Origin of the sequence: Bradyrhizobium sp. ERR14 (assembly GCF_014198235.1) — a bacterium.
Taxonomy (GTDB): domain Bacteria; phylum Pseudomonadota; class Alphaproteobacteria; order Rhizobiales; family Xanthobacteraceae; genus Bradyrhizobium.
This window is the reverse complement of the sequence record NZ_JACIHD010000016.1, coordinates 37467-54185: the sequence shown is the minus strand read 5'-3', so window position 1 is coordinate 54185 and position 16719 is coordinate 37467. Positions and strand designations below refer to the sequence as shown.

Here is a 16719-nt window from a genome sequence, read left to right as displayed (position 1 = left end):
CTTTACGCGCTCGCCTGCGGGGCCGGCGGCGGTGCGACCTGCCGCCGGAACAGGATGCGCTGGTACAGCCAGCCGATCGCGACCAGCACGACGCCGAGGCACATGAACGACAGCGCGCGGTAGACGCCGGTCAGCGTCGACATGTCGATGACGAAGGCCTTCAGGATCGTCAGCGCGATGACGGCAGCCGAGGCCAGCCGTGCGCGCTCCGAGTTGACGAGAATGCCGACCCCCAGCAACGCCACGCCGAAGGCGAGCCAGCCGATCGAGTAGGTGTATTGTTCGGCGCCCGTCGTCGCGCCGGTGGAGAGGATCGGGCCGTGATAGAAGCGGCGGATCTCCAGCGTGACATAGGCGAGCGCGAACACCAGCGCGCCGCCCGCAATCGTGTTGGCGTAGACCTTGCCGCGCATCCCGACCACTGCGTAGGACAGCAGCAGCATCAGCACGGCCGGCAGCGCATAGCCGAGCAGCAGCAGGTTGAACACGGCGCCGCCGACGTCGATGCGCCAGATCAGCGGGTTCTCCAGGATCAGGAGGCCGAACACGCTGATGAGCCCGCCGATCGCCGTCAGCACCACCGCGCCGACATTGTGCACGATGCTGCGGCTGCGCAGCCGCAAGCGCTCCAGCCCGATCGCCATCGCCAGCGTGACGCAGACCTGTAGCGCGAATTCGAGCAGCGACGGCGGCGAGGTCATCCGGCCATTGGTCGCAAAGTGCCGGATCTCCATGAAGGCGAGCAGCGCGGTGAACAGGATCGCCGCAGTCTCGACCATGCGCAGCGGCGGATCGTCGGCGCGGCGGCGCAGGAAGATGCTCGCGGCCCAGAACGAGGCCGCCGGCAGGCCATAGCCCCAGAGCAGCCAGTTGAAGATCGGCGTGGTGCCGACGGCATCGCCGACGATGCGCGGATCGTAGCCGATGCGCGCGGTGACGATGCCGGCGAAGATGGCGGCGAGCCAGCGCAGGAACGGGATTGGCCGCTGCATCGAGATCCAGGCGGTGCCGAGCGACATCAGCGCCAGCGCAATTGTGAGCCAGCCCTTCTCCAGCGCGAAGGTCAACGCCAGCGCCAGCGCCCCGAGCGTGCCGGTCGCGAACAGGGCGGTGGAGACGGCGACGCCCGGCCGGGTTTCGCGCCGTGTAAGCGCTTCGGTCGCAGCACCAAAGGCGGCGGCGAGCAGCACCGCGAGGATCGCGAACGGGATCGAGCGGTCGAGATGGGCGATGCGGGCGTAGAGCGCGATGAGGATCGCGATCGGCGTGGCGACGGCTGCGGCCGACCATACCACGGGAATGATTGCAGAGTTGGAGCGGCCCTGCGCGAGGAAGCCCGCAACGCCGAAGCCGACGGCGAAGATCGCGGCCATCACCAGATGCAGCGTCACCGAGCTGTCGATCGCGGCCGGTCCAACACCTGCGATGGGGCCGCCCGGCAGCACCAGCATGTCGGGATTGGCGCGCACCGCCCATTCGGCGAACACGATGAAGACGGTCGCTGCGGCCGCACCGAGCGCGCCGGTCGCCGCCGGCGCACGCCAGGCGACGAGAAGCGTCGCGCCGACGAGAAGCGTGAACGCGATCAGCGCCAGATCCGCATGTGCGCTCGACAGCACGATCAGCATGGCGCCGAACAGGTAGGCGCCGAGCGAGCTCGATGAGACCGGCTCGATCTCGCCGTCCTCGATGCTGGGGCCGAACATGAAGCCGCAGACGACGAGCAGCGCGGCGAGCACGAAGCCTGCGATGACATGGAAGGCGTGCGGCGCGACCTGCAACTCTTCGGTATCCAGACCCGGGAAGATCCAGAGCACGGCAAAGGCGATCGTCGTGACCGCCAGCCAGCGCCACAGCCGGATGCGCGCGAGGCCGAAGCTCGCGGCGGTGACGATGGCGAGATAGATGTAGAGGGCCCAATAATCCGGCTTGCCGCTGGAGACGAGCAGCGGCGTCACGAAGGCGCCGACCACGCCGAGGCCGGCCAGCGCCGGCCCGTGCAGCAGCGCCGCGGCAAGCGTGCACATGGCCACGATGCCGAGCAACACGAAGGCGGTGGCGGGCACGAGGAAGCCGTAGAGCGCATAGGCGGCATAGATGGTCGCAAACGCCACCGCGGTACCTGCTGCGGTGAGGATCGCCGGGATATTGGCGATCGGCAGCGCCTGGATGTTGGAAATGCTTTCCTTGCGCCGCGACCACTCGCCGGCCCCGAGCAGCGCAGCTGCGAACATGCCGCCCAGGAACACGCGCACGCCGGGGCCGAGCAGACCAGCCTCGATCGAATAGCGCACCATGAAGAAGCCGCCGAGCGCCAGTGCCAGGCCGCCGATCCACACCACCCAGCGGGTGCCGAGCTGCTCCTCGAAGCCGGGCGCAGCTGTCGGCACTGGAGGTGGTGCGGCAGCCGCGGGGCTCGCTTCGAGCGGCGGCGGTGAAAGCTCTTCGGTGACGAGTGGCGGCGGCGCCGGTTCGGCTTCGGGCGCAAGCGGCGGCGGCTCGGCGGCCGTTGTTGCGGGCGCAGGCGCCGGCTCCTGCGCGGGCATGAGCGGCGGCGGCTGCACCTGCCGTTGCGCGTAGAACATCTCTTCGAGCGAATTCAGTCGCCGGCGCAGCTCGGCCGCCTGGCTGGAGGCCTTGATCGCGATCAGGAAGGCGGCGATCGCAATGATCCACGCAAAGACGTCAAACGGGCCGTCGAACATAAAGCCTCCAGGCGACCGGCGGGCAGGGGCCGGTCACATAGTATGTCGGGTCAACGCCGGGAGCGCACGCGCAAGCCCGGCGCGGGCCGCTCCTGGAGCACGTCGCGCCGGAAGCGATAGAGCGCCGCCGGCCGTCCGCCCGTCTGTGTCGACATCACCCCGGTCGGTTCGACCAAGGCTTCCATTTCGACCAGGCGGCGGAAATTCTGCTTGTGCAGGTGCCGGCCGGAGATTGCCTCGACCGTATGCTGCAGTTCGGTAAGTGTGAATTCGGGCGGCAAAAGTTCAAAGACGACAGGACGATACTTCAGTTTTGCACGCAGCCGCGCGATCGCCGTGGCGAGAATCCGGCGGTGATCGAACTGCATCGAGGTCCCGAGCGGGGGAAGCGTCTTGCGCGCTAATGCCGCAGGGCGGCCGTCGCGCCGCGCCTCCTCGACCAGCCCGGCCTCGTACAAGAGCTCGTAGCGGTCGAGCACCCGCTCCTCGTCCCAGGCCGCCCCGTCGAGGCCGAAATAGAACCGCACGCGATCCCTGCGCGGCAGCGCGCGCGTCGTCTCCGGCGTCTCCTCCGCGGCCCATTCGGTCAGCGCGGGAATGATGTCGCGGGCGATGATCGCCGGCGGCTCCTCGCGCCGGTCTTCCCACGGGAAGAAGCGATACCATGGCGCGAAGCTCGCCGCATTGGCTGCAAGCTCGCCGTCCACCGCGCGCGTCAATGCGAGATAGCCGATCGACACCATATGCGCGCCGGTGTCGCCAGCCTCGGCATGGCGGCCGCGATCGCCGAAGGTGTAGAGCTGCTCGACATAGCCGAGCCGCAAGCCCGCCTGTTCCTCGACCCAGGCGCGCAGGCCGATGTCGAAGGTGCGATGCGCGAGCGCGTCGAACGGGCCGAACGGCAGGCCGGCAAGCCCGTCATTGCCGCGCGCGGTGAGGATCAGCGGCTCATGCCCCTCGATCGCGACGATCGCCGCGGTCAGGCCGATCTCGATCGGCGTCAGCAGCGTCTCGCTCATGCGGCTGATATCGCGGGCGGTGAGAGAAAAATATGCCGATTGATTGAGCCGGCCTCTCTACGAACTCGCTGCACCTCTCCCGCTTGCGGGGGAGGTCGACGCGCTCCAAGAGCGCGGCGGGTGGGGGCTCTCTCCCCACGGGAGTCCTCGCTTGCGGATATACCCCCACCCCAACCCTCTCCCGCAAGCGGGAGACGGGGCGCACCTGCGATGTGGCGCGCAGCTGTCATTCGAGCTCGATCACGAAGGGGCGGCCCTCGACCATCATCGCGCCGGGGCCGATCTCGTCGAGCGCGCGCAGCATGCGGCCGTCGCGTCCCAGCGCACGATCGGCAAGGCCGACGATGCGCCGGTTCGGCGAGGCGATCGGCGAAGCCGAGCGGATCTTCCTGGCGATCTCGAGCTCGTCGCGGTTCGGATTGAGCGCGCACACCGCCGCAAACGCGCTCGCGGTGGAGCGGCTGATGCCGGCATAGCAATGCACCACCAGCGGCGCACTGCGGTCCCAGCCGCGGACGAAGTTCAGCACCTGATCGATATGGGTCTCGGACGGTGCGACGAAACCGTCCATCTCCTCGGTGATGTCGTCCATCGAGACCTTGAGATGGTTGGCGGGCAGCACGGACACCGGCCGTGCCACCTGCTCGACATTGGCCATCACAGTCAGCACGTGGCTGGCCCTGGTAAGGCGGACGGTTTCGGGAAGCGCGGCGAGGGAACAGACGTGGATCATGGGGGACCTTTTTGCCGCCGAGTATAGCCGGTGCCGTAGGGTGGGCAAAGCGGAGCGTGCCCACCACCTTTGTCGCAAACGCGAAAGGACGTGGGCACGGCGCAAGTGCACCTTTGCCCACCCTACGGCACCTACGCGAACACCGCGCCAAACCGCTCCAGAAACTGCTTCTCGGCCCGGGCCGCCGTCCACGGCGTCAGATAGTCGCGCCGGACGCTGTCGGAGAGGCCGGGATCCTTGCCGAACAGGCGCCGCGCCTCGCTTTCGCTGAAGCCGGCAAGCTCGGTCGCTTCCAGATAGGCCGCCCCGCGATCGGCGGCCTTGATCGCCAGCGTGACCTCCTCGGGCAGCACCGGCGGCAGGCCGAAGCGGACATGGATGGCGCCGAGCAGGCGTTTCTCCACCGCCTTGTAATGGCCGTCGAGCACCGCCTTGAACGGAGAGATCATGTCGCCGATGACATATTCGGGCGCATCATGCAGCAGCGCTGCGAGCCGCATGCGCTGGTCGACCCGCGGCATCTCGTGCCGCATCACGGTCTCCACCAGCAGCGTGTGCTGCGCGACCGAGAAGATGTGCGTGCCAACGGTCTGCCCGTTCCAGCGCGCGACGCGCGCCAGCCCATGCGCGATGTCGGCGATCTCGACGTCGAGCGGGGAGGGATCGAGCAGATCGAGCCGCCGTCCCGACAGCATGCGCTGCCAGGCGCGGGACGCCACGTCGCGTGCAGTCTTCTTCGCCGTCATTTGACCTTGAGGCGCGGCTTGCGCTGCGTCTTGCTGCAGTTGGCGTGACAGTGGCAGTCGACGAGGTGGTCGTTGACCATGCCGGTCGCCTGCATGAAGGCATAGACGATGGTCGGGCCGACGAATTTGAAGCCGCGCGAGGACAGATCCTTCGAGATTTGCACCGACAGTGGCGTCGAGGCCGGCACGCTCGCGGTGGTCTTGAAATGATTGACCTTGGGCCGTCCGTCCATGAAGTCCCACAGCAGTTTCGAGAAGCCGGGACCCTTCTCCATGATGTCGAGATACGATCTCGCGCTCGCGATCGTGCCGTCGATCTTGGCGCGGTTGCGCACGATGCCGGCATCGTTCATCAGCGCGTGCACCTTCTTGGCATTGTAGCGCGCGATCTTCTCCGGCTGGAAATCGTCGAAGGCTTTGCGGAAATTGTCGCGCTTGCGCAGGATCGTGATCCAGGACAGGCCGGCCTGGAAGCCGTCGAGGATCAGCTTTTCGTACAGTGCGCGGTCGTCATACTCCGGCACGCCCCATTCGGTGTCGTGATAGGCAACATAGAACGGGTCATCGCCCGGCCAGGGGCAGCGGGTCTTTCCGTCGGTATGCAGGCGGGGAGCGCGGCTCATGCGATGGGTTGCTTGGCTGGAATGCGAACGACGTCCGGTTCCGCAAGCTTCAAGACGAGGCCGCCTGCGGTGAGGGGCTGGCCGGCATCGAGCGCGTCTGCGACACGGTCGATGCGCACCAGCGCAATGCCCTTGCCGCCGGATGTCGAGCCGATGGTGCCGACCGGCTTGTCGCCGGCAAGAATGGTCGCGCCGGCCTCGGGCGAGGGACCATCGAGCAGCACCTTCACGCTGCGGGTACGCGCGGTGCCGCGATGCTGCATGCGCGAGACGACCTCCTGGCCGACATAGCAGCCCTTGTCGAAGTCGACGCCGGCAAGACGGTCCATGTTGGTCTCGTGCGGAAACGCATCGCTGTACATGAAATCAAGCCCGCCCCGCGGCACGCCGAGCGCGATGCGGTGCGCCTCGTATTCGGCGGCGTCGACTAGCTCGGCCCCGATGAGGTCGGAGAGTTTCTGTTTGAGATCCTCAGGGATCAGGATGCGGGTGCCGAGCGCTTCGTTGCGAGGATCAGCGAAGGCGAGGTCCGGCTGCGCCGCAGGCTGGCCGTCCCAGGCGGCGAGCACGCCGAGATCAAGGTTTTCCACCGTGACCTTGGCGCGCAGCTTGTAGAATTTCAGCTTGGTGGCGAAGCTCTCGGCCAGCGCTTTGGGGCAGTCGATCAGGAACCCGCCGCCGTGACCCGCGGGGACTTCCGTGATCAGGAAATCCACGATGATCTTGCCCTGCGGCGTCAGCAGCGCGCCGAATCGCCCCAGCCCCGGCTTCAGCCTGTCGAGGTCGGTCGTGACCAGGCCGTTGAGGAAGTTGCGCGCATCCTCGCCCGCGACCTTGACCACGCCCCGGTCGGGAAGAAACGCTGATTTCATGCGAAAATCTCTTGCGACATGTTGCTCCGGAACGTAAGCCCGCGAGGCATAAACGACAAGACCTCGAGCCCTGCGCTTGGGGATGAGAAGGGCCTTCAGCCATGACCCAGCGTTTCGATGTGATCCTCAAAGGCGGCACCGTCGTCAACCAGGACGGCGAGAATGTTCGCGATATCGGCATCACCGGCGGCCGCATCGCCGAGCTGGGGCCATTGTCGCAGGCCTCGGCCGCGGAGGTCATCGACTGCAAGGGCCTGCACATCCTGCCCGGCGTGATGGACACGCAGGTGCATTTCCGCGAGCCCGGGCTGGAGCAGAAGGAAGACCTCGAGACCGGTTCGCGCAGCGCCGTGATGGGCGGCGTCACCGCCGTGTTCGAGATGCCGAACACCTCTCCATTGACCGTGACTGAAGCCACCTTCACCGACAAGGTGAAGCGCGCCCATCACCGCATGCATTGCGATTTCGCCTTCTTCATCGGCGGCACCCGCGAGAACGTGCAGGACCTGCCGGTGCTCGAACGCGCGCCTGGCTGTGCCGGCGTCAAGGTGTTCATCGGCTCCTCGACCGGCGCGCTGCTGGTGGAGGACGACGAAAGCCTGCGCCGCATCTTCCAGGTGATCCGCCGCCGCGCGGCCTTCCATGCCGAGGACGAATACCGCCTCAACGACCGCAAATCGCTGCGCATCGAGGGCGACCCGCGCTCGCATCCGGTGTGGCGCGATGAGACCGCGGCGCTGATGGCAACGCAGCGCCTGGTCAAGCTCGCGCACGAGACCGGAAAGCGCATCCACGTGCTGCATATCTCGACCAAGGAAGAGATCGAGTTCTTGCGCGACCACAAGGACGTCGCCTCCTGCGAGGCGACGCCGCACCACCTCACGCTGGCTGCGCCGGAATGCTACGAGCGGCTCGGCACGCTCGCGCAGATGAACCCGCCCGTGCGCGGCGCCGATCACCGCGCCGGCATCTGGCGCGGCATCGAGCAGGGCATCATCGACGTGCTCGGCTCCGACCACGCCCCGCATACGCTGGAGGAGAAGCAGAAGACCTATCCGGCTTCGCCCTCCGGCATGACCGGCGTGCAGACGCTGGTCCCCCTGATGCTCGATCACGTCAATGCGGGCCGGCTTTCTCTGGCGCGCTTCGTCGATCTCACCAGCGCCGGCCCCGCGCGCCTCTACAACATGGCCTGCAAGGGCCGCATCGCCGCCGGCTACGACGCCGATTTCACGGTCGTCGATCTGAAGCGCAGCGAGACCATCACCAACAAATGGGTGGCGTCGAAAGCTGGCTGGACCCCCTATGACGGGTTGCGCGTCACCGGTTGGCCCGTCGGCACCTTCGTCCGCGGCCGCCGCGTGATGTGGCAGGGCGAGCTGGTCACGCCCGCGCAGGGCGAGCCGGTGCGGTTTCTGGAGACGCTGAAGCAGTAGCTTGCCGCGCTCGTTGTGATCCGTCATCCTGAGGTGCGCGCCATGCAATGCTCTCGCATTGCATGGCAAGCCTCGAAGGATGAGCGGCCCCGCTAGTGGCCGTGCCCTTCGAGGCCTCCGCTACGCTCCGGCACCTCGGGGTGATGGGGATAGTATGCGTATGATGGGAGACTATCCAATGAGCCAAAGTGCCCTCATCGCCACCGAACAACTTGCCGCCATCCTCGGCGATCCCAACCTGCGCCTCTACGATTGCACGACCTACAACGAGCCGGTGCCGCCGGGCAGTGACGTACCGTATCGCGCAGTCCCCGGCGACAAGACCTTTGCCGCCGGCCATATTCCGGGCGCCGATTTCCTCGACCTGCAAGGCGAGTTCGCCGACACCTCCGCGCGCCCCCTCTTCATGATGCCTGCTGTCGGCCAGTTGGAGGCCGCCTTCGGCCGCCATGGCCTCGATGCGAGCAAGACCACCGTGCTCTACAGCATCGGCACGATGATGTGGTCGACGCGGTTCTGGTGGATGCTGCGTTCACTCGGCGTCGATGCGCTCGTGCTCGACGGCGGCTTCGACAAATGGAAAGAGGAGGGACGTCCGGTCGAGACGGGCGCACCGAAAGGCTATCCGGCCACGACCTTCAAGGCCACGCCGCGCGCGGGCTTCTTCGTCGACAAGAATGTCGTGAAGGCACGGATCGGTGATCCCTCGACGGTAATCGTCAACGCTCTCTTGCCGCAATTTCACCAAGGCCTGGAGCCGAGCCGCTACGGCCGGCCGGGCCGCGTGCCGAGCAGTATCAACGTTCCCGCCCCATCGCTCGTCAATGCCGACAAGACGCTGACGAGTCTTGCGGATGCGGAAGCAAAGTTCGTCGCCCAGGGCGTCACGCGCGACAAGACCGTGATCTGTTATTGCGGCGGCGGCATCTCGGCGACAATCAACCTCTTGCTGCTGACGCAGCTCGGCTACGACAAGCTGACGCTCTACGACGGCTCGATGGGCGAATGGGCACGGGACCCTTCGCTCCCGATCGAGACGGATTAGGTGGGCGGCTCTTACCCTCCCCTGGAGGGGGAGGGTCGCTTCACGTCGAGCGAAGCGAGAGGTGAAGCGGGGTGGGGTGATCTCTCCACTCGGGCACCGGCTCTGAGGAGAGACTGTCACCCCACCCGCTCGCGCTGCGCGCGATCGACCCTCCCCCTCCAGGGGAGGGTAAGAAAGTCAGGAACCTTTTTCCTTGGTTTGCATCCAATGTCCGGAACCAATGGAGATAAGGTGCCCGCCATGCCAGGGACCGCAGCCGGCCTGTCCGCCGGCCTCAGGACGTCGGAAGTCGAGCTGATCGAGCGCGCGCGGCGCCGTGACGAGGCTGCGCTCCGCGAGATCATGCAGGCCAACAATCGCAGGCTCTATCGCCTCGCGCGCGGGATATTGCGCAGCGACAGCGAGGCCGAGGACGTGGTGCAGGAAACCTATGTCCGCGCCTTCACGCATCTCGATGGCTTTCTGGGTGAAGCCGCGCTGTCGACCTGGTTGTCGCGCATTGCGATCAACGAGGCGCTCGGGCGCTTGCGCAGTCGGAAGCCGCAGGTCGAGCTGGGATCGGTGCCGGAGGCAACGCTGGAAGCACAGATCATCCAGTTTCCCCTTTCGTCCGCCGCAACCGATCCGGAAAAATCCATGGCCCAACGCGAGATCCAGCGCGTCGTCGAACACGCGGTCGATGAATTGCCCGATGCCTTCCGCATGGTCTTCATCGCGAGGGTGATGGAGGCCATGAGCATGGAGGAGACGGCCGAGCTGCTCGGCATCAGGCCCGAGACCGTCAAGACGCGGTTGCACCGTGCGCGCACCCTGCTGCGCGAGAACGTGGAGAAGAAGATCGGCCCCGTCGTGATGGACGCGTTTCCGTTCGCCGGACAGCGCTGCGAGTGCCTGACGGAGGCGGTGCTCAGGCGCCTTGGCATCGGCTCATGATTTTTCGGGAACGTTCGCGTAAGACACCCATCCAATCCCTGTGAAGCAACGCGCCGGCCAACGTCCGGCACCACAGGAGCATCGAGCCATGTTCACCCGACGGAGCGCGGCGATCGCCGCGGCAATTCTGTTGTCGAGTCCCGCGCTGCTGCAAAGCGCCGGCGCAGCCGACAAGCCCACCGATCCGCAGATCGCCCACATCGCCTACACCGCCGGCGTGCTCGACATCAACGCCGCCAAGCAGGCGCAGAAGAAGGCGAAGAGCAAGGACGTCAAGGCGTTTGCCGAGGATATGCTGCGCGACCACGAGGCCGTCAACAAGCAGGCGCTCGCGCTGGTCAAGAAGCTGAGCGTCACGCCGGAGGATAACGACACCAGCAAGGCGCTGTCGAAGCAGGCGAGCGACAAGCTGGCCGAGCTCGACAAGCTGGACGGCGCCGCCTTCGACAAGGCCTACGTCGCCAACGAGGTCGCCTACCACAAGGCGGTCAACGGCGCGCTGGAGATCCAGCTGATCCCGTCCGCGAACAATGCCGAGCTGAAGAGCCTGCTACAGACGGGCCTGAAGATCTTCCAGGGACACCAGCAGCACGCCGAGCACGTCGCGGCCGAGCTGAAATAGGGGAGTGGCAATGAGGCCGGAGCGACTGGCTTCGATCGCCATAGCACTTGTCCTTGCGGCGACGGTCGCGCCGGCACACGCCGCGACGATCGAGATCACGATGGACAATCTCGTGATTGCTCCGGCCGAGGTATCGGCGAAGATCGGCGATACCATTACCTGGATCAACAAGGACGTCTTCGCCCACACCGCCACGGCGAAGAACGGCGACTTTGACGTGACGCTGCCGCCGAACAAGTCGGCGACATCGGTTCTGAAGAAGGCGGGAGTGATCGACTATTACTGCCGCTATCATCCCAACATGAAAGCGACGCTCAAGGTCGAGCCGTGAGGGGAGGGAGCAGGTTCCTGATCGCCGCGGGAACATCTCCCGGCCGCCGCGAGACTAATGCTTGTCCGCGGCAAGCGGCTTCCGTGCGATAAACGCGGCAGACTTCGCGAAGGCTTTCGCCAAATCCGTTCGCAAAGTCATTCATCCGTTGACTGGCCCCGCCCGCGTGGCGGGGTCATTTTCGCGGAAAGCTCACTGCCTCGCGAGCGTGACCGAGAACTCGCCGTTGCGGATGCGACCCGGAAAACCCTCGACGAACTTTGCGACCGCGTCCTCGCCATAGGTGCCGACGAGCTCGGCGAAGGCCGCAAACAGGCTCGCCTGCGCCAGGCAGTCGCCGTCGACGCCCTCATGGCGCGCTTCGGCCCAGGCCTCGTTGAGATAGCTCAGTGCGGCCTGCTTCTGCTCGTGATCGGGCAGCGGCGCGCGGTCGGGGGCGTAGGAAATCGGCTGGCTCATGAAACTCGATCGGGGCTGGGGCGCGATCCACGGCGATGCGCTGTGCGAGAAGGTGTAGCACGCGCATTAACGACCGCTAGGCCACATCTTTAAGAACGGTTAACGGCTGTGAACAAAGTCGATGACAGGGTTCCACCGGCTGCCCAACCCTCATGGTGAGGAGGCGCGTCAGCGCCGTCTCGAACCATGGAAGGTCCCGCTGCCGCAGCTGGGCCTTCCATCCTTCGAGACGCGCGTTCCGCGCTCCTCAGGATGAGGAGTTACGGCTGAGAGTGCGGTTGGCGAGAGCTCAGTTTGCGTAGCGCGCCGTCAGATCGCGCGAGATCTTCGAGCCTTCTTCGATATAGCGGCGGATCGCCACCGTCGCCGCCGGCGTGCAGCTCCGATAGGTCTGCTGAAAGCCGTTATAGCCGCGGTTGAAGCCGGCGATCATGCGGGTGCGGCGCTCCCCGGAGGGGGTTTCGGCATCGATCAGCGCCTGCATCTCGTTGCGCCATTTGTTGCCCTCGTTGGACCCGCAGATGCCGCGCAGATAGTGCAGCCCGCCGAGGATCTCCGCCAGCCGCTGCAAATCGCCGTCAAACGGCGCCGCCCCGTCCTGGGCCCTCGCGGGTCCGGAGGCGCAGGCGAGAATCAGGGCAAAAATGGCCAGAAATCGCGTGGACATCGGCGGGGTGTATGCCTCTTCGAGGCTGTTGACGCAAGGCGACGCGAGGGCGGTACGCTCCCTCTCGCTTGCGGGGGAGGGCTGGGGAGGGCTGGGGAGGGGGTGTCGCCGCGGGCGAGAACCCCCCAAGAGGAGAAAGGCCCCACCCGCCGCGCTCTTGCAAGCGCGTCGACCTCCCCCGCAAGCGGGAGAGGTGCAGCGGAGCCCGGAGCTGGCTTCAGGTTATTACGAGCCGCGCGGCGGACTGGATGACCTCGTCCAGCCCCCCGGTCAGCTTGAGGTCGCCGAGGCCCGCCAGAGCGTCGGGGGCGATCCAGCGGTAGTCGTCGAGCTCGTCGTTCAGGATCGGCTCCCGGGCCACCCAGCGGGCGGCAAACGACATGATCAGATAATGGCCGGCACCGGGCGCGGCGGGCAGCACCTCGCGCCAGCCGGCGAGGCCGACGATCGCGATGTCGAGCCCGGTCTCCTCGTCGACCTCGCGGCTCAGGGCTTGATGCAGCGATTCGCCGAATTCGACCCGGCCGCCCGGGAGCGAATAGAAGCCCTTGGCGGGCGAGCGGGCGCGGCGGGTCAGCAGCACCTTGCCGTCGCGGAAAATCGCGGCGCTGACGGCGAGCTGGGGATGGGTGGGCTGGACGACCGAAGCCATTTTCTTGAAGGACCTGGTTCTTGAAGGCCTAATTCTAAAGGACCTGGCTCAGTTCGCCATGATGGTGTCGACGTCGGCTTCCGCCCCGCCATTGATGATGCCGCCGCAGGCGGCGATCAGCGGCTTGACCCAGAGCGTGGCCTGCTCGGCGAGGCGGACGCGGGTCGTGTCCTTCTCGACCTCGCGCATGGCCGAGCCGACCGCGGTCAGGATCGAGGTCATGGTATCGGTGATGTGGTCGAACTGGGCGCGCACGTTGGGGTTGGCTTTCTCATAGGCCTCGATAGCCAGATCCCGCGCCTTGAAATTCGACGCCGTGAAATGCTCGGCATAGGACAGCGGCGACCAGGTCAAAAAATCTTCCGCGCATTCCGGCATGTCCGGAACCATTTCCAGCAGCATCACGGCTTCATTGAAATGGTTGAGATAGTCGGTGGCAAGCCCGGTCCGCGGGTTGATATTGGCCACGCGCAGCCGTTCGGCCCAGTCGGCGGCCTCGGGGCCCGTCTGTGCATGCGTCCGCGCGGGTTGGGAGGCCGTTGAGCTCATCTGCCGCAGTGTTAACGTTCGGGGTTAAAAGGACCTGAACGGACCCTATATAGACACCCTGGGATGTGTGGACGCTTCGTCATAACTTCGGCCCCCGCGGCTTTGCGGCAACTGTTCGGCTATGTCGAGCAGCCCAACTTCCCGCCCCGGTACAATGTCGCCCCGACACAACCGATTCCGGTCGTGTTGATGGAGAATGGCGCGCGCCATTTCCGCCTGATGCGCTGGGGATTGCTGCCGGGCTGGGTCAAGGACCCCAAGGGCTTTACGCTCCTGATCAATGCCCGCTCCGAGACGGTGCTGGAGAAGCCCGCCTTCAAACGCGCGATTCGCCGGCGCCGCGGCCTGATCCCGGCCGATGGCTATTACGAATGGAAGGTGGAGGACGGCCGCAAGCAGCCCTTTTTCATCCACCGCGCCGACGGTGCGCCGCTCGGCTTTGCCGCATTGTTCGAGACCTGGGCCGGGCCGAACGGCGAGGAGCTCGACACGGTCGCGATCGTCACGGCCGCGGCGGGCGAGGATCTCGCCGCGCTGCATGACCGCGTGCCCGTCACCATCAGCGAGCGCGATTTCGAGCGCTGGCTCGACATCAGGGGCGACGAGGTCGATGCCATCCTGCCGCTGATGACCGCGCCGCGCATCGGCGAGTTTGCCTGGCATCCGGTCTCCACCCGCGTCAACCGCGTCGCTAATGACGACGATCAGTTGCTGCTGCCGATCAGCGCGGAGGAAATGGCGGCGGAAGCCGAGGCGGCGAAGCCGAAGAAGGCAGCGCGGAAGGCGGCGGCCGGGCCGGCCGATGACGGGCAGGGGTCGTTGTTCTAGCTCTGCCGCCGTAGGGTGGGCAAAGCGAAGCGTGCCCACGATCACTCACCGAAGGAAACGGATGGATTGGTGGGCACGGCGCGTTGCGCCTTTGCCCACCCTACGGCAGCGGAGTTCTAAACAATCTCCCTTGCCCGCAGCCCCGCGATCTCCGCCGCATCAAACCCCAGCTCGTCCAGCACGGCATCGGTATCCGCGCCGAGCTCCGGAGCCATCCGGTCCAGCCTGCCGCCGCCATGGGCGAGCTTGAAGCCGCTGCCGGCAAAGCGCAGGCGGCCGTATTGCGTGTCCAGCTGCTGGATCGCGCCGCGCGCCTTGATCTGCGGATGGTCGATCACCTCCTCGACCTTCCAGATGCTGGCGCAGGGCGCGCCGGCGTCTTCCAGGATCGTCTCCCATTCGCGCGCCGGCTTGGCCGCGAGCGCCGCTTCGATGATGGCCCGCAGCGCCGGCTCGTTCTCGTTGCGCGAAAACCAGTCGGCAAAGCGCGGGTCGCTCAGCGTGTCCTCGCGGCCGAGCGCGCTCATCAGCGCGCGGTACTGCTTCTCGTTGTTGACGGCGAGCAGGATGTGGCCGTCGCCGCACTTGAACAAGTTCGCCGTGGTCCTGCGGCTCACGGCCTGGTTGCCCGAGAGTGTCTGGCGATGGCCGGCGACCGACCAGTCCGCGATCTGTCCCGACAGAAACGCCATCGTCGCCTCCAGCATGGAGACATCAATGAGCTGGCCCTTGCCGGTGCGGTCGCGCTGATACAGCGCGCTCGACACGCCGAACGCGGCCGTGGCGCCCGACAGCACGTCGCACACCGCAAAGCCCGCGCGCGTCGGTCCCGTCTCGGGATGGCCGGTGATGGCCATGATGCCTGACAGCGCCTGCATCTTGCCGTCATAGCCGGGCCGCAGGCGATCCGGGCCGGTCTGGCCGAAGCCGGAGACCGCGCAATAGATCAGTTTTGGATTGATCGCCGACAGTGCCTCGTAGCCGATGCCGAGCTTGTCCATCACGCCCGGACGGAAATTCTCCATGACGACATCGACCGATGCCGCGAGCTTCTTCACGATCGCGATCGCCTCCGGCTTCTGCAGATCGAGCGTCAGGCTGCGCTTGTTGCCGTTGACGGCCTGGAACGCCGGCGCGAGGCCGCGGTCGGCCCATTCGCGGCTGAGCGGGGTGCGGCGCATGTCCTCGCCCTCGCGCCGCTCGACCTTGATGACATCGGCGCCCAGCAGCGCGAGCTGATAGCTCGCATAGGGGCCGGCCAGCACTTGCGTGAAATCCAAAATCTTCACGCCCTCGAACGGTCGCGTCACGTCGCTCTCCCCATCTTGTCTTCGTTATTGGAGGACGTCAGGCGGCGCGGTTGCCGCGCGCGATCTCCTTCTGCTTGTCGAATTCGGCGCGGCGGCGGGCCAGCTCTTCCGGCGACAGCTGCGCGACGTTGTTGTAGTCGAGCTTCCAGGAGGCGTCCTCGCTCCAGCGCAGCGGCGACTGCATCGTCGTCTGCGGGCCGCTCGCGCTCTCCAGCAGCTTGAGCGCCAGTTCCAGCGTCTGCGCCTGCGAGGCGACGTCGTGTGGCTTGCCGGCGGAATTGCCGAGCGGGAAGTCGGAGAACAGGAAGCGCGGCACGGCGGCGTGCTCGATGATGTCCTTGGCGCAGCCCATCACCACGGTCGGAATGCCGTTGGCCTCGAGATGCCGCGCCACCAGCGCCGTGGTCTGGTGGCAGACCGGGCAGTTCGGCACCAGCACCGCGACGTCAACCTTGTCCGCAAGGCAGCGCGCCAGGATGTCCGGCGCGTCGGTGTCGAGCGTGACGCGATGGCTGCGGTTGGTCGGCGCGCCGAAGAACCGCGGGGCGACCTCGCCGATGCGGCCGGCGGCGGACGCCTTCAACAGCTGCGGCAGCGGAAACCAGGTGCCGTTGTCGGTCGCCGAGGTGTGCTTGCGATCGTAGCCGATATGCGAGATGCGCAGATCGTGCTCTTTCGATGTGTCGCCGTCATAGACCTGGTAGAACTTTGCGCTGCCGTTGTACGCCGCGCCCGGTCCCTGGTCGCCCTTGGCGGGATCATACGGCGCAGCGGTCGTGATGATGGTCACGCGCGACTTGGCCAGCGGCTTCTTCAGCGGCTGGAACGGCGCCTCGGTGTAATGCGCCCAGCGATACGCGGTGGTGTAGCCAATCGCCGCGTAATAATCGCGGGTGCGCTGCATGTAGGGGACGGGGGAGTCGTAATCGGGCGCAAAGCCGAATTCGTCGTCGCGCGGCGCGGACATGGCGCGTCTCCTGGTTCTTGGTTGGCGACAGATTAGAGATAGTTTTGGGGTTGCTCAACGGGGGGAGGGGAGATGCAGGCCTGAATTGCAGATGACGATGGTGCGGCACGCGCGGTGCCACTTACCCTCCCCTGGAGGGGGAGGTCGGCTCACATTGAGCGCGGCGAAATGTGAGACGGGGTGGGGTGACGGTCTCACCACATCCAACAGTGCCCGAGTGCA

General features: G+C 66.3%; 18 protein-coding genes. 6 read left to right on the top strand and 12 right to left on the bottom strand.

Annotation, left to right across the window (positions count from 1 at the left end):
• Window positions 1-2: 2 nt before the first annotated feature.
• The 6 genes from GGD62_RS30710 to GGD62_RS30685 form a co-directional block, all read right to left on the bottom strand.
• The gene (locus GGD62_RS30710) at window positions 3-2705 is read right to left on the bottom strand and encodes a DUF2339 domain-containing protein (RefSeq protein ID WP_183711891.1); all 2703 of its coding nucleotides are present in this window, start codon (window positions 2703-2705) and stop codon (window positions 3-5) included.
• Between the two features lie 50 nt (window positions 2706-2755).
• Window positions 2756-3724 (bottom strand): NrtR DNA-binding winged helix domain-containing protein, encoded by a 969-nt coding sequence (locus GGD62_RS30705; protein ID WP_177237510.1) that lies wholly within the window; start codon window positions 3722-3724, stop codon window positions 2756-2758.
• A gap of 226 nt (window positions 3725-3950) precedes the next feature.
• Window positions 3951-4457: a tyrosine phosphatase family protein gene (locus GGD62_RS30700; RefSeq protein WP_018323373.1), complete on the bottom strand. Its 507-nt coding sequence runs from the start codon at window positions 4455-4457 to the stop codon at window positions 3951-3953.
• A 131-nt stretch (window positions 4458-4588) separates the two neighbouring features.
• Complete coding sequence (locus GGD62_RS30695; protein WP_018323374.1) at window positions 4589-5203, bottom strand: YfbR-like 5'-deoxynucleotidase; 615 nt, start codon at window positions 5201-5203, stop codon at window positions 4589-4591.
• The gene (locus GGD62_RS30690; protein ID WP_183711890.1) at window positions 5200-5826 is read right to left on the bottom strand and encodes a DNA-3-methyladenine glycosylase I; all 627 of its coding nucleotides are present in this window, start codon (window positions 5824-5826) and stop codon (window positions 5200-5202) included. Before GGD62_RS30690 ends, GGD62_RS30695 begins: the two co-directional genes overlap by 4 nt.
• Window positions 5823-6698 carry a folate-binding protein YgfZ gene (locus GGD62_RS30685; RefSeq protein WP_018323376.1) on the bottom strand — a complete coding sequence of 292 codons (876 nt, stop codon included), beginning with the start codon at window positions 6696-6698 and terminating at the stop codon, window positions 5823-5825. The genes GGD62_RS30690 and GGD62_RS30685 overlap by 4 nt, the downstream gene beginning before the upstream one ends.
• A gap of 101 nt (window positions 6699-6799) precedes the next feature.
• Here GGD62_RS30685 and GGD62_RS30680 point away from each other — a divergent pair, with 101 nt between their 5' ends.
• The 5 genes from GGD62_RS30680 to GGD62_RS30660 all read left to right on the top strand — a co-directional run bounded on the left by GGD62_RS30680 (window position 6800) and on the right by GGD62_RS30660 (window position 11065).
• A complete protein-coding gene (locus GGD62_RS30680) occupies window positions 6800-8134 on the top strand; it encodes a dihydroorotase (RefSeq protein WP_183711889.1) in 1335 nt (444 codons plus the stop codon).
• 178 nt (window positions 8135-8312) lie between these two features.
• Window positions 8313-9179, top strand: coding sequence for a sulfurtransferase (locus tag GGD62_RS30675; RefSeq protein WP_183711888.1), 867 nt, complete (start codon window positions 8313-8315; stop codon window positions 9177-9179).
• A gap of 240 nt (window positions 9180-9419) precedes the next feature.
• Entirely contained in the window at window positions 9420-10112 is a 693-nt protein-coding gene (locus GGD62_RS30670) for an RNA polymerase sigma factor (protein WP_179735245.1), read from the top strand.
• An 88-nt stretch (window positions 10113-10200) separates the two neighbouring features.
• On the top strand, window positions 10201-10734 hold the full coding sequence (locus tag GGD62_RS30665) for a DUF4142 domain-containing protein (RefSeq protein WP_183711887.1): 534 nt from the start codon (window positions 10201-10203) through the stop codon (window positions 10732-10734).
• Between the two features lie 10 nt (window positions 10735-10744).
• Window positions 10745-11065: a cupredoxin family copper-binding protein gene (locus GGD62_RS30660; RefSeq protein WP_183711886.1), complete on the top strand. Its 321-nt coding sequence runs from the start codon at window positions 10745-10747 to the stop codon at window positions 11063-11065.
• 192 nt (window positions 11066-11257) lie between these two features.
• Here GGD62_RS30660 and GGD62_RS30655 read toward each other — a convergent pair whose 3' ends face one another.
• The 4 genes from GGD62_RS30655 to GGD62_RS30640 all read right to left on the bottom strand — a co-directional run bounded on the left by GGD62_RS30655 (window position 11258) and on the right by GGD62_RS30640 (window position 13392).
• Window positions 11258-11524, bottom strand: coding sequence for a hypothetical protein (locus tag GGD62_RS30655; RefSeq protein ID WP_018323382.1), 267 nt, complete (start codon window positions 11522-11524; stop codon window positions 11258-11260).
• A 289-nt stretch (window positions 11525-11813) separates the two neighbouring features.
• Window positions 11814-12191, bottom strand: coding sequence for a TIGR02301 family protein (locus GGD62_RS30650; protein ID WP_018323383.1), 378 nt, complete (start codon window positions 12189-12191; stop codon window positions 11814-11816).
• Window positions 12192-12408: 217 nt separating this feature from the next.
• Complete coding sequence (locus tag GGD62_RS30645) at window positions 12409-12843, bottom strand: NUDIX hydrolase (protein WP_179735251.1); 435 nt, start codon at window positions 12841-12843, stop codon at window positions 12409-12411.
• 48 nt (window positions 12844-12891) lie between these two features.
• The gene (locus GGD62_RS30640) at window positions 12892-13392 is read right to left on the bottom strand and encodes a hypothetical protein (RefSeq protein ID WP_018323385.1); all 501 of its coding nucleotides are present in this window, start codon (window positions 13390-13392) and stop codon (window positions 12892-12894) included.
• A gap of 63 nt (window positions 13393-13455) precedes the next feature.
• Between GGD62_RS30640 and GGD62_RS30635 the strand changes: the two genes are divergently transcribed.
• Window positions 13456-14220 (top strand): SOS response-associated peptidase, encoded by a 765-nt coding sequence (locus GGD62_RS30635; RefSeq protein WP_183238650.1) that lies wholly within the window; start codon window positions 13456-13458, stop codon window positions 14218-14220.
• Between the two features lie 116 nt (window positions 14221-14336).
• Here the strand turns inward: GGD62_RS30635 and GGD62_RS30630 are convergent, their stop codons facing one another.
• Both GGD62_RS30630 and GGD62_RS30625 read right to left on the bottom strand, forming a co-directional pair.
• Complete coding sequence (locus GGD62_RS30630; protein ID WP_183711884.1) at window positions 14337-15530, bottom strand: CaiB/BaiF CoA-transferase family protein; 1194 nt, start codon at window positions 15528-15530, stop codon at window positions 14337-14339.
• 37 nt (window positions 15531-15567) lie between these two features.
• The gene (locus tag GGD62_RS30625) at window positions 15568-16497 is read right to left on the bottom strand and encodes a glycine reductase (RefSeq protein ID WP_092262485.1); all 930 of its coding nucleotides are present in this window, start codon (window positions 16495-16497) and stop codon (window positions 15568-15570) included.
• Window positions 16498-16719: the final 222 nt, after the last annotated feature.

What these genes read in the sequence shown, in the direction of transcription:
- GGD62_RS30710 (WP_183711891.1), bottom strand. Translation starts at nt 2,705, where the DNA reads ATGTTCGACGGCCCGTTTGACGTCTTTGCGTGGATCATTGCGATCGCC.
- GGD62_RS30705 (WP_177237510.1), bottom strand. Translation starts at nt 3,724, where the DNA reads ATGAGCGAGACGCTGCTGACGCCGATCGAGATCGGCCTGACCGCGGCG.
- GGD62_RS30700 (WP_018323373.1), bottom strand. Translation starts at nt 4,457, where the DNA reads ATGATCCACGTCTGTTCCCTCGCCGCGCTTCCCGAAACCGTCCGCCTT.
- GGD62_RS30695 (WP_018323374.1), bottom strand. Translation starts at nt 5,203, where the DNA reads ATGACGGCGAAGAAGACTGCACGCGACGTGGCGTCCCGCGCCTGGCAG.
- GGD62_RS30690 (WP_183711890.1), bottom strand. Translation starts at nt 5,826, where the DNA reads ATGAGCCGCGCTCCCCGCCTGCATACCGACGGAAAGACCCGCTGCCCC.
- GGD62_RS30685 (WP_018323376.1), bottom strand. Translation starts at nt 6,698, where the DNA reads ATGAAATCAGCGTTTCTTCCCGACCGGGGCGTGGTCAAGGTCGCGGGC.
- GGD62_RS30680 (WP_183711889.1), top strand. Translation starts at nt 6,800, where the DNA reads ATGACCCAGCGTTTCGATGTGATCCTCAAAGGCGGCACCGTCGTCAAC.
- GGD62_RS30675 (WP_183711888.1), top strand. Translation starts at nt 8,313, where the DNA reads ATGAGCCAAAGTGCCCTCATCGCCACCGAACAACTTGCCGCCATCCTC.
- GGD62_RS30670 (WP_179735245.1), top strand. Translation starts at nt 9,420, where the DNA reads ATGCCAGGGACCGCAGCCGGCCTGTCCGCCGGCCTCAGGACGTCGGAA.
- GGD62_RS30665 (WP_183711887.1), top strand. Translation starts at nt 10,201, where the DNA reads ATGTTCACCCGACGGAGCGCGGCGATCGCCGCGGCAATTCTGTTGTCG.
- GGD62_RS30660 (WP_183711886.1), top strand. Translation starts at nt 10,745, where the DNA reads ATGAGGCCGGAGCGACTGGCTTCGATCGCCATAGCACTTGTCCTTGCG.
- GGD62_RS30655 (WP_018323382.1), bottom strand. Translation starts at nt 11,524, where the DNA reads ATGAGCCAGCCGATTTCCTACGCCCCCGACCGCGCGCCGCTGCCCGAT.
- GGD62_RS30650 (WP_018323383.1), bottom strand. Translation starts at nt 12,191, where the DNA reads ATGTCCACGCGATTTCTGGCCATTTTTGCCCTGATTCTCGCCTGCGCC.
- GGD62_RS30645 (WP_179735251.1), bottom strand. Translation starts at nt 12,843, where the DNA reads ATGGCTTCGGTCGTCCAGCCCACCCATCCCCAGCTCGCCGTCAGCGCC.
- GGD62_RS30640 (WP_018323385.1), bottom strand. Translation starts at nt 13,392, where the DNA reads ATGAGCTCAACGGCCTCCCAACCCGCGCGGACGCATGCACAGACGGGC.
- GGD62_RS30635 (WP_183238650.1), top strand. Translation starts at nt 13,456, where the DNA reads ATGTGTGGACGCTTCGTCATAACTTCGGCCCCCGCGGCTTTGCGGCAA.
- GGD62_RS30625 (WP_092262485.1), bottom strand. Translation starts at nt 16,497, where the DNA reads ATGTCCGCGCCGCGCGACGACGAATTCGGCTTTGCGCCCGATTACGAC.